Origin of the sequence: Thalassospira profundimaris WP0211, from assembly GCF_000300275.1 — a bacterium.
GTDB classification, from domain to species: domain Bacteria; phylum Pseudomonadota; class Alphaproteobacteria; order Rhodospirillales; family Thalassospiraceae; genus Thalassospira; species Thalassospira profundimaris.
Map to the genome: position 1 here is coordinate 504,007 of NZ_AMRN01000001.1, position 11,438 is coordinate 515,444.

Genomic DNA, 11,438 nt, shown 5'->3' on the forward strand with positions numbered 1-11,438 from the left:
TCTGGTCTGTGTGGACGAAGACCGATCAGGCGGTTTTGCTGACGGCGGCCGTCTGGTGCTTGTGGCTTTTGATATGGCCCAGAAGCGCTGTCACCGCCGCCGGGGTAACCCCCGGAATGCGCGACGCGGCACCGATGGTTTCCGGCTGGATTTCTTTCAGCTTCAACCGGATCTCTGCCGAAAGTCCGCCGACCTTATCAAAATCAAGCCCACGCGGCAGACGCAATTCCTCGTCCCGGCGGAAGGCCGCGATGTCGGCGGCCTGGCGGTCGAGATACCCTTTATACTGGGCATCAATCGACACCTGTTCCTTGATCGCCGGATCAAGTGCGCCCAGCTGCGGCCAGACCTTGGTCAGGGTATCGAAATCAATATCGGGATAGGCCAGCAGGTCATAGGCCGACCGGCGCACACCATCCTGATTGATCTTGATATCAAACTTGGCCAAACCATTCGGGGTTTCGGTCAGCTCGGATACTTCGGTCTTGGCGGCGTTCAGTGCTGATTTCTTGGCACCCCATGCCTGTTCACGGGTCGAAGCGATGCAGCCAATATCAAGACCGCGATCGGTCAGACGCTGATCGGCGTTATCAGCGCGGAGCATCAGGCGATATTCAGCGCGCGAGGTGAACATGCGATACGGCTCGCGCGTGCCAAGGGTCACGAGATCATCGATCATCACACCGATATAGGCGTCCGCACGATCGAGAACGAATTCGCGCTCAGCACCTCCGGCAATCAGGGCCGCATTGACACCGGCGATCAGTCCCTGCCCGGCGGCTTCTTCGTAGCCGGTGGTGCCATTGATTTGACCGGCAAAGAATAGCGCCGCAACCTTTTTGGTTTCCAGCGTATGGCGCAACTCGCGCGGATCAACAAAGTCATATTCCACCGCATAACCCGGACGGAAGATCTCGACCTTTTCCAGCCCCGGAATGGTCGCCAGCATGGCAAGCTGGACATCTTCGGGAAGCGAGGTGGAAATGCCGTTCGGATAGATGGTCGGGTCATCGAGCCCTTCGGGTTCGAGGAAAATCTGATGCTGATTTTTCTCGGCGAAGCGAACAACCTTGTCTTCGATGGACGGGCAATAGCGCGGACCGCTGCTTTTGATTTTGCCGCTATACATCGGCGCACGGTCGAGGTTGGCGCGAATGATTTCGTGGGTCGCCTCGGTCGTCCAGGTCATATGACACGGAATCTGCGGCACGGTAATTTCGCGGGTCAGGAACGAAAACGGCTCTGGCGGCGTGTCGCCAGGCTGTTCCTGAAGGCTCGCCCAATCGATGGTGCGGCCATCAAGGCGCGCCGGCGTCCCGGTTTTCAGACGGCCTAATCGGAAATCATATTTTGCCAGCGTCTCGGAAAGTCCGGTTGCCGGGGCATCGCCCATGCGACCGGCCGGTTCGGATTTCTCGCCAATATGGATCAGACCATTGAGGAACGTGCCAGTGGTCAGCACCACCGCGCCGGCAAGGTATTCAGTCCCATCGCCAGTGATGACACCTTTAACGCGGTTATTGTCATCAATGATCAGGTCCTCGACACCGCCTTCCAGGATGGTGAGGTTTTCCTGTTCGGCAAGGATATCCTGCACCGCCTGACGATACAGCTTGCGATCGGCTTGCGCCCGCGGCCCACGTACGGCCGGGCCCTTGGAACGATTGAGCATGCGGAACTGAATGCCCGCGCGGTCAATCGCGCGACCCATCACACCGTCAAGCGCATCGACTTCGCGCACCATATGCCCCTTGCCCAGACCACCGATGGCCGGGTTGCACGACATTTCCCCGATGCGATCCGCACGGTGGGTGACCAGTGCCGTGGATGCGCCCATGCGCGCGGCGGCAGCAGCGGCTTCGCATCCGGCATGGCCACCGCCGACCACGATGACGTCAAAGCGGTTATTTGGCACGTTCTGTGACATCGACTTCCTCACTCAATCCCCACTGCTTGTCACGCGGCGGGTGTGAACCCTGTTTGGTTCGAATAGGTGTATATGGTCAACCTTGTGACGAATGTTTCACGTGAAACATTCTCGGGAGACAAGTCTAACGACTCTTCCCTAACTCTATTTGCCGATACAGAAATCCCCGAAGATAATATCGAGCAAATCTTCCACATCGACACGTCCGGTAATCTTGCCGATTTCGCGGACAGCGAGGCGTACATCCTCGGCCGCCAGTTCTGCGATTTCGGTCTGCAATCCGCGATCCAGATGATCGCTGGCACTTTCAAGTGCCCGCCGATGGCGCAGCCGTGTCAGCGGCACGGGCCCGGCGAAATCGAGCCCCTCTTTTACGCGAGTCTCCAGCAGTTGCAAGAGGCTTTCCATCCCCTGCCCGGTCATGGCCGATATGGGTAAAACGGGAAGCTCCAACGCACGGCCATCAACCGACGTTCCCCGCCAGCTTGCCGGAATAGCACTGCTATCGGTCGCATCGACCTTGTTGATCAGGATCAGCGTCTTGTCATCAATCAGGCGGGCAGCCTCCGGATCGATATTGGGCCAGTCATTGCGATCAATCACCACCAAACGCAGATCGGCATTTTCCGCCCGCTCCGTCGCACGACGCACACCCTCGGACTCAATCACATCCCCGCTTTCGCGCAGACCCGCCGTATCGACCATGGTGACCGGGAAGCCCCCCAGATCAAGATGGACTTCGATCATGTCGCGCGTGGTGCCGGCGATCTCGGAAACGATGGCGGCATCACGCTGTGCAAGCCTGTTGAGCAGGCTTGATTTGCCGGCATTGGGCGCACCAAGGATAACGATCTGGAAACCTTCGCGCAGGCGCTCACCCCGGCGGTTATCGGCCAGATGGCGTTTGACCTCGTCATTCACGGCGCGCAAATCGCCATGCACCACCGGCACGATGCCGTCAGGCAAATCTTCGTCGGGGAAATCAATATCGGCCTCGATATGGGCCAATGCCTTCATCAAACGCGCACGCCAGCCTTCATAAAGCGTGCCCAACTCGCCAGCCATCTGGCGCACCGCCTGCCGGCGCTGGGCGGCGGTTTCGGCATCAATCAGATCGGCGATCCCCTCGGCCGAGGTCAGGTCCATCTTGCCGTTTTCAAACGCCCGCCTTGTGTATTCGCCCGGGTCGGCCACCCGCAGACCATCCTGACGCGACAGGCAATCGAGCACGCCTTCGATCACGGCACGCCCACCATGGACATGCAGCTCGACCACATCTTCGCCAGTAAAGCTTGCCGGGCCCTGGAAATAGATCGCCACCGCATCATCAAGCCGTTCGTGCGACTTGGGATCGCGGATCGGGGCATAGATCGCATGGCGCGGTTTAGGCATGGTATCGCGGCCCAATAACGCACACAGCACCGCAACCGAACGTGGCCCTGATAACCGGATCACGGCAACACCGGCACGCCCCGCGCCGGAGGACAGGGCAAAAATGGTTTCTCGGCTGGCAATCATGGCAGATCCGTCAGTTCTCAATGTGTGCGGTTGCTTGGCAGAGGAGGATATCGTCCAGACAGCGGCAAAGGTCAACATATGGCAGAAAATAACCAACAGGGGTTTAATGAGCTTTGTGTTGGTTGCGCGGATCATTGGGTGCGCGTTGGCAACCGCCCTCGCCCGGTTATGGACCCCCGCCTGCGCGGGGGTGACGGTCTGTGAGAGGCACCGGGATACCGTCTTTGCTGTCACTCAGGAATGAGCGCAGGCCGCGTCGGAGCAGCATCCTGAGCGCTGCATGCGGTCCGAGGATATCACCCAACTTCGTCATGCCCGCGCAAGCGGGCATCCACCGCCACGACCACTACCGCGCATAAAAAAACCGGCCACGCATATGTCACGGGCCGGTTTTTCGAAATCTGTCATCGGTTTATTGATCCGGCGTGAGCCGCAACCGTTCAACCACCTGCCCGCCGATCAAATGGTCATTGAGGATCGCCTCGATGTCTTCCATCGTCTCGTAGCGATACCAGGTGCCTTCGGGATAGACCACCATCACCGGGCCCAGTTCGCAGCGATCGAGGCATCCGGCGGTATTGATCCGGGTCTGTGGCAGGCCAAGTTCCTTGGCGCGTACCTTCATGTAATTGCGAAGTTTGGTCGCACCCTTGGAATTGCAGCAACCGCGTTCATGGCCGGCCGGGCGTTCGTTCTGGCACACGAAAACATGTGCCTGATAGTAGTGTTCACGCATGATATCGGGTCTGCCTAGCCTTTGTCCTTGTCACCGGTACCGCCGGTACCCGCATTGAACTGGCCCCAGAAGGCTTTCTGAAGCTGTTCCCAGTTCTGAATGCCCTGCGGCAGCCAGGTATTGAGCATGGTTTCCGGATCCATCGCCGCCAGGTTGGCTTTCATGCGGTCTTCGATATCTTGCATCATCGCCTTTTGCATCGGCTGAACATCAGGAAGACCAAAGAAGGTCCGTGCCTCTTCCGGCGTGCAATCAATGTTCACGGTTACTTTCATCGCCCTGGTCTCCTGATCTGTTTTGTTTTTTGGTCTCTGTCACTTTACGTGATTTGCGTGACTGGCTGTTTGCATGGCTGGCCCATTATCCCCACCAGAACCGCCTTCGCAATCACAATAACGCCAACCTGCCCCTACCATATGGGAAGCAAGCTGATGCGGCGACCGCAACTTTCACAATATTGCGATAAAAGATTTCGGCCATTTGCCTTTATGAATGAGGCCATAACCCTTAGAATCACGCCAACAGCCTTATAAAGCATTGCCAGCACTGATGACTGGCGCGTGATTGCAGATCGCGCTACCGCAAACGATAAAGCCATCGGCTGAATAGATGGCACAGGACACAAAATGGAACTCGCACGCAATAACCTTGGTTCGGAAACAAGCCCCTATCTTGTTCAGCATCGCGACAACCCGGTGCATTGGCAGCCCTGGAGTACCGATATCCTCGCCAAAGCCAAGGAATTGAACAAACCGATCCTGCTGTCGGTCGGGTATGCGGCGTGCCATTGGTGCCATGTCATGGCGCATGAAAGCTTTGAGGATGAGGGTATTGCGGCCCTGATGAACGAGCTTTTTATCAATATCAAGCTCGACCGCGAAGAACGCCCCGACCTTGATGCGCTTTATCAGAATGCGCTGGCCCTTCTCGGCCAACAGGGTGGCTGGCCACTGACGATGTTTTTGACCCCGGATGGCGAGCCGTTCTGGGGCGGGACCTATTTCCCCAAGGAAGCGCGCTATGGCCGGCCGGGATTTGGTGATGTGCTTAAAACCGTCGCCAAGATTTACGCCGAAAAACCCGATGATGTCCGCCACAATGTCAGCCAGATTTCCAACGCGCTGATCAAAATGAACAGTGCGGCGGTTGGCGCGGTTCCGAGCCTTGAGATGATTGATCGCTGCGGCCATGGCTGCTTGCAGATCATGGACGGGGAAAATGGCGGTACATCAGGTGCGCCGAAATTCCCGCAGCCGAGCCTTTTATCCTATATCTGGCGGACCGGTGTGCGCACCGATGATGACGGGCTGAAACGCATCGTCAAACACAGCCTGGATCGCATGTGCCAGGGCGGCATTTATGATCATCTCGGTGGCGGACTTGCCAGATACGCGGTCGATGACCAGTGGCTGGTGCCGCATTTCGAAAAGATGCTGTATGACAATGCCCAGCTGATTGATCTTCTGTGTGATGTCTGGCGGGTTGATCCCAATCCGCTTTATGCCAAGCGGGTTGAGGAAACCATTGGCTGGATCTTGCGCGAAATGCGCATTCCCGGGGGTGCCTTTACCGCAAGCCTGGATGCCGACAGCGAAGGGGTTGAAGGCAAATTCTATGTCTGGTCCGAGGATGAAATTGATCAGATCCTTGGCGCGAATGCCGATTTGTTCAAGAAATTCTATGACGTTTCCAAAGACGGCAACTGGGAAGGCCACACCATCCTGAACCGCACCGCATCGGGGCTCGAGCTTGCCGATGACGCGACCGAGGAAAAGCTGGCGGAACTACGTGCAAAACTTCTGGCAGAACGGGCAAAACGCATTCGCCCGGGCTGGGATGACAAGGCGCTGACCGACTGGAACGCCATGACAATTGCCGCCTTTGCCGAGGCCGCGATGACCTTCCACCGCGCCGACTGGCTGGATTACGCCAAGCTTGCCTATGGCTTTGTGATCAATACCCTGATGAAGGGTGACCGCTTCCTGCACAGCTATCGCGATGGCCGCGTGCAGCATGCCGGGATGCTCGAAGATTATGCGCATATGATCCGCGCGGCCTTGAGGCTTTATGAATGCTTTGGCGAGGATGCCTATCTTAATGAAGCCATCCGGTGGTCGGCCGCGGTCGAAACCCTGTTTGCCGATGCCAAGGGCGGCTATTTCCAGTCGGCATCGGATGCCAGCGACCTTGTCGTGCGTCAGAAACCCTTCATGGATAATGCCGTGCCATCGGGCAATGCGATCATGGCGCAGAACCTGGCCAAACTTTATGCCCTGACCGGCGATACGCAATACCGCGATCAGGCGGAAATAACCCTTGCGGCCTTTGGCGGTAGGATTGGCGAGCAATTCCCGAACATGCCCGGCCTTATGATGGCCGCCGAAATGCTACAAAATCCGGTGCAGATCGTGCTGATCGCCAAGGATCGCAGCCAGACCTATCTTGATATGCGCCGCGCTATTTTTGGCGCATATCTGCCAAACCGCGCCATCACGATCCTGTCTGATGGTGATCCCCTGCCCGACGGCCATCCGGCCCAGGGCAAAACCGCGATTGACGGCAAGGAAACCGCCTATATCTGTCAGGGGCCGGTGTGTTCGGCGCCCGTCACAGGCGTCGAAGAACTGACCGAAATGCTGGCAGATTTGCCCGCCAAGGCGGCCTAGCCCCATGCCGCAAATCTCGATCAACAGCCCTGTGGGCGCAATCACTGTTTTCGCGTTTGAAGATCAAATCGTTGCGCTTGACTGGGGATTTGTTGAAGAGATTGAAAGCACACCGGTGCTTGAAGAAGCCCAAAAGCAGCTGAACGCCTATTTCGCAGGGCGCTTGCACAGCTTTGATTTGCCACTGGCCCCGGACGGGACGGATTTCCAGAAAACCGTCTGGCAAGCAATGTGCGAGATCCCGATGGGCAAGACCGCGACCTATAAGGAACTGGCGGCCATGGCCGGATCGCCCAAGGCATTTCAATCGGTTGGCACGGCATGCGGCCTTAACCCGATCCCGATCCTCATTCCCTGCCACCGCGTTCTGGCAACAGGCGACAAGCCGGGCGGCTATTCCGGCCATGGCGGGCTTGAAACCAAGCGCGCGCTTTTAAAGATCGAAGGTGTGGATTTACCGCTGCCGAGTGATCAGGGCGATCTTCATTTTTAGTCCTGTTTTTCAAAGACTTAATATTATTCTTAGGCGTAGCACACGGCTTGCAGCTTGTTGCCATCCGGATCACGGACATAGGCGGCATAATAGTTTGGGCCGTAATGCGCGCGCAGGCCCGGCTGGCCTTCATCCATGCCACCATATTTGAGCGCCGCTGCGTGAAAGGCGTCCACCATGTCACGTTGGTCTGCCTGAAACGCGATATGAGTACCATTGCCCCACGTTGCCGGGCGGCCGTCTGCCGGGGTGTAGATGTAAATGGTCGGCATCTGTCCATCCCGCTCATAAGCCAGCGGCTTTTCCGGCGGTTTTGGCAAGCGATCAAAGCCCAGCGCACCCAGAACGGCATCATAAAAACGTGCGGAACGGGCTTTGTCATTGGTCCCGAGGGTGATGTGGCTGATAACCGTCAATACCGTTGTCCTTCCTTATGAACGGGTCAAGCTTGTTGCGACCAAACAAGTCTAGCAGATTGCCATGACAGGATATGTCAGGAGCAGGATGGCTGCGATCAAACGTGGCCTGTCGCAAGGATATTTTCGGTATTTCCCCTGCTGCAAATCACAGGCTTCTGCCCTACACTGCCGTCATTGATGAAACGTGCGTTCCAAAACGCAGAAAGGGAGGTCTTCCATGACCAAAGCATTCCGATTTTACGAGACCGGCGGCAGTGATGTCCTGAAATTTGAAGATGTCGACGTCGGCAGCCCGGGTGAAGGCGAAGTCCGCCTGGCGCAAAAGGCCGTTGGCCTGAACTATATCGATATTTATTTCCGCTCCGGCGTTTATCCGGCACCGAGCATGCCATCGGGCCTTGGCCTTGAAGGTGCTGGCATCATCGAGGAAGTCGGTCCGGGTGTGACGGATCTGGCCGTGGGCGATCGCGTGGCCTATGCCGCACAGCCACTTGGTGCCTATGCCGAAGCACGCGTGATGCCGGCCAAGGGTCTGGTCAAGATCCCTGATGATGTCAGTTTTGAACTGGCCGCAGCCGCCATGCTTCAGGGCATGACCGCGCAATATCTTCTGCGCCGGACCTATAACGTCAAAAAGGGCGACACCATCCTGATCCATGCGGCGGCAGGTGGCGTTGGCCAGATTGTCTGCCAGTGGGCCAAGCATCTGGGGGCGACCGTGATCGGAACGGTGGGTTCCAAGGAAAAGGCCGAAATCGCCAAGGCCAAGGGCTGTGATTATCCGATCCTCTATCGCGACGAGGTCGTCTCAGAGCGGGTTAAGGAAATCACCAATGGCCAAGGCGTTGAAGTTGTTTACGATTCGGTCGGTAAAGACACGTTCGAGGATTCGCTTAAATGCCTCAAACGGCTTGGCATGATGGTGAGTTTTGGTCAGTCATCCGGCGCGGTGCCGCCGGTATCGCTGGCCCAGCTTGCCCCGGGGGCCTATTTCCTGACCCGACCCAGCATCTTCCAGTACAACGCCACCCGCGAAGAGCTTCTGGTCAGCGCGAATGAGCTGTTTGACGTTTTGAAATCGGGCATCGTCACGATTGATATCACCGCGACCTACCCGCTGGCCGATGCCGCAAAGGCCCATGACGACCTTGAAAGCCGCAAAACCAATGGTTCGATCGTCTTTACCGTCTGATCACGGCATTCAACGCCTTGATACATCGATAGATTTCCGGATTGAGGCAGGGTTATTTCCCTGCTTCTTTCAGTTCGTTCTGATGGAAAATCCGCACATCACGCGCGATGGCGTCAAAGCGCTCTGAAAGCCCCTCGCTGACTTCACGGCACGGGGCGATGACGGCTTCGGCCCAGTCGACATAGGCAAGGATCTGCCTTTCATCCCAGCCAACCGGTGTGTCGGTCAGCATCGCACCGACATTGGCGACCTTGTCGGCCAGTCGGACCAGCTTGGCACCGTTGGTAAGGCTTGGGGCGGTTTCGATCTGTTTTGCCTTGCGCTCGTCCCTTGGCAGGGCCTTGTCATCACTGACTTCGAGCACGATGTCGGCAATGATGTCGTTAAAACAGGCGGCGATTTCATCGCGGGTCGCGCCACAATCCTCGATCACGTCATGCAGAACGGCGGCACAGAGAATATCCTCGTCCGTCCCCGGTTCGCATTCGACAATCAGGCGGGAAACCTCGATCGGATGATTGATATAGGGTTCCTGTGCAGCACCTTTGCGACGCTGGTCGCGATGGGCACGGGCGGCGAAATCAACGGATTTGAGTAGAAGCTGCATAAAGCGCGATATGATCGTGAACGGGTTGCCCAGAGTCCCACGGCTTTTGCGTGGTTTCAAGCCTTGATCCGTCCCGCCCGATGAAAATCATGCAGAGCCGTGAAAAACAGCGGCAAACAGGATAGACTGATTTCTCTACCATCAAGCGGGAGACGCCAAAAATGTCACAGGAAATGCGCCTGAAACTGACCTTGTGGAATGAAAACGCTGAGACCCCGCTGCATCTGAGTGCCCTTGCCCCCAAGGATGGCTGGCAAAGCGCCCCGCCCAACCGGATTGAAGCCGGTGAAACAGTGGTGTGCGAGATCACGGCTGCCAACACATTGGCGATTACACTCAAATACGGCACGCATCATATCGGCATTCATCTGAGCGACGACAATTTTTCCATCGAGCCAGGTGATGCCCGTGTGGATCGGCAGAAACTGGGGAGTGGTCTGGCAGAGGTGACACTGGCCCTTGGATAGAGGTTGTTTAACGGTTATTTCGATATTGAAATAAAAACGGGACCACAAAGGGTCCCGTTTGTTTTTACGATCCAGTAGACCGGGCCCATCAGGCCCGCGCGGCTTTAGCCGTTCATGGAATCGAAGAAGTCGTCGTTGTTCTTCGTACCCTTGAGCTTGCCAAGCAGGAATTCCATCGCGTCCTGAGGACCCATCGGGTTGAGGATACGGCGCAGCACCCACATCTTGGACAGAACGCTCTTGTCGACCAGAAGCTCTTCCTTACGGGTACCCGATTTGAGGATATCAATCGCCGGGAAGATACGTTTGTCAGACAGTTTGCGATCCAGGATAAGCTCGGAGTTACCGGTACCCTTGAATTCTTCAAAGATGACCTCGTCCATACGCGAACCGGTATCGATCAGGGCGGTCGCGATGATGGTCAAAGAGCCGCCCTCTTCGATGTTACGGGCCGCACCGAAGAAGCGTTTCGGACGTTGCAACGCGTTGGCATCAACACCACCGGTCAGGACCTTGCCCGAACTTGGCACCACGGTGTTGTAAGCACGTGCCAGACGGGTGATCGAGTCCAGCAGGATGACAACATCATGCTTGTGTTCGACCAGACGTTTGGCCTTTTCCAGAACCATTTCGGTGACCTGAACGTGACGCTGAGCCGGTTCATCGAAGGTCGAGGAAATGACTTCGCCCTTCACCGAACGGTCCATGTCGGTCACTTCTTCCGGGCGTTCATCAATCAGAAGAACGATCAAATAGGCTTCCGGGTGGTTTTCCTCGATCGCGTGCGCAATGTTTTGCAGCATCACGGTTTTACCGGTGCGCGGCGGTGCGACGATCAGGGCACGCTGACCTTTACCAAGCGGCGAAACCAGTTCGATCACGCGGTTGGTGGTGTCCTTGTTGGCACCTTCCTGATCGGATTGACGCTCCATCTTGAGCGGCTCATCAGGATAGAGCGGGGTCAGGTTATCGAAATTAACGCGCTGACGGACTTTTTCCGGCGCATCGAAATTGACCTTATCAACCTTGAGCAGGGCGAAATACCGTTCGCCTTCTTTCGGGGAGCGGATCTGGCCTTCGACGGTGTCGCCAGTTCGCAAGCTAAAACGCCGCACCTGGCTCGGACTGACATAAATGTCGTCAGGGCCGGCAAGGTAGTTTGCCTCGGGGCTACGCAGGAAGCCGAAACCATCGGGCAGAACTTCAAGAACGCCTTCGCCAAAGATGGCGTGGTCGTTCTCGGCCAACTGCTTGAGGATCGCGAACATCAGCTCCTGCTTGCGGAGCGTGCTGGCGTTTTCGATTTCGAGTTCATCAGACAGAGCAAGCAGCTCGGTCGGAGATTTCTTTTTAAGGTCCTGAAGATGCATATGTGCGTTTAATGATCTGTGGTTGCCGAAAGGGCGAAGATTT

11 protein-coding genes are annotated in these 11,438 nt (G+C 56.8%); 4 read left to right on the forward strand and 7 right to left on the reverse strand.

Features of this window, described 5'->3' with window-relative positions:
* Positions 1–25: 25 nt before the first annotated feature.
* The 4 genes from mnmG to TH2_RS02180 all read right to left on the reverse strand — a co-directional run bounded on the left by mnmG (position 26) and on the right by TH2_RS02180 (position 4,456).
* Positions 26–1,927, reverse strand: coding sequence for a tRNA uridine-5-carboxymethylaminomethyl(34) synthesis enzyme MnmG (gene mnmG / locus TH2_RS02160; RefSeq protein WP_008888750.1), 1,902 nt, complete (start codon positions 1,925–1,927; stop codon positions 26–28).
* 144 nt (positions 1,928–2,071) lie between these two features.
* On the reverse strand, positions 2,072–3,445 hold the full coding sequence (gene mnmE / locus TH2_RS02165; RefSeq protein ID WP_008888751.1) for a tRNA uridine-5-carboxymethylaminomethyl(34) synthesis GTPase MnmE: 1,374 nt from the start codon (positions 3,443–3,445) through the stop codon (positions 2,072–2,074).
* A gap of 412 nt (positions 3,446–3,857) precedes the next feature.
* Positions 3,858–4,181, reverse strand: coding sequence for a (2Fe-2S) ferredoxin domain-containing protein (locus TH2_RS02175; protein ID WP_008888753.1), 324 nt, complete (start codon positions 4,179–4,181; stop codon positions 3,858–3,860).
* Positions 4,182–4,195: 14 nt separating this feature from the next.
* On the reverse strand, positions 4,196–4,456 hold the full coding sequence (locus TH2_RS02180) for a DUF6489 family protein (protein ID WP_008888754.1): 261 nt from the start codon (positions 4,454–4,456) through the stop codon (positions 4,196–4,198).
* A gap of 351 nt (positions 4,457–4,807) precedes the next feature.
* Between TH2_RS02180 and TH2_RS02185 the strand changes: the two genes are divergently transcribed.
* On the forward strand, positions 4,808–6,847 hold the full coding sequence (locus TH2_RS02185; protein ID WP_008888755.1) for a thioredoxin domain-containing protein: 2,040 nt from the start codon (positions 4,808–4,810) through the stop codon (positions 6,845–6,847).
* Positions 6,848–6,851: 4 nt separating this feature from the next.
* Positions 6,852–7,340 carry a methylated-DNA--[protein]-cysteine S-methyltransferase gene (locus TH2_RS02190; protein WP_008888756.1) on the forward strand — a complete coding sequence of 163 codons (489 nt, stop codon included), beginning with the start codon at positions 6,852–6,854 and terminating at the stop codon, positions 7,338–7,340.
* A 29-nt stretch (positions 7,341–7,369) separates the two neighbouring features.
* Here the strand turns inward: TH2_RS02190 and TH2_RS02195 are convergent, their stop codons facing one another.
* The gene (locus tag TH2_RS02195; RefSeq protein ID WP_008888757.1) at positions 7,370–7,756 is read right to left on the reverse strand and encodes a VOC family protein; all 387 of its coding nucleotides are present in this window, start codon (positions 7,754–7,756) and stop codon (positions 7,370–7,372) included.
* 220 nt (positions 7,757–7,976) lie between these two features.
* On the opposite strand from TH2_RS02195, the gene TH2_RS02200 reads away from it, so the two are divergent.
* The gene (locus TH2_RS02200; RefSeq protein ID WP_008888758.1) at positions 7,977–8,951 is read left to right on the forward strand and encodes a quinone oxidoreductase family protein; all 975 of its coding nucleotides are present in this window, start codon (positions 7,977–7,979) and stop codon (positions 8,949–8,951) included.
* Positions 8,952–9,003: 52 nt separating this feature from the next.
* Here TH2_RS02200 and TH2_RS02205 read toward each other — a convergent pair whose 3' ends face one another.
* Entirely contained in the window at positions 9,004–9,618 is a 615-nt protein-coding gene (locus TH2_RS02205; protein WP_008888759.1) for an HD domain-containing protein, read from the reverse strand.
* Between the two features lie 101 nt (positions 9,619–9,719).
* Here TH2_RS02205 and TH2_RS02210 point away from each other — a divergent pair, with 101 nt between their 5' ends.
* Positions 9,720–10,025: a hypothetical protein gene (locus tag TH2_RS02210; RefSeq protein WP_008888760.1), complete on the forward strand. Its 306-nt coding sequence runs from the start codon at positions 9,720–9,722 to the stop codon at positions 10,023–10,025.
* Between the two features lie 104 nt (positions 10,026–10,129).
* Here TH2_RS02210 and rho read toward each other — a convergent pair whose 3' ends face one another.
* Entirely contained in the window at positions 10,130–11,395 is a 1,266-nt protein-coding gene (rho, locus tag TH2_RS02215; protein WP_008888761.1) for a transcription termination factor Rho, read from the reverse strand.
* Positions 11,396–11,438: the final 43 nt, after the last annotated feature.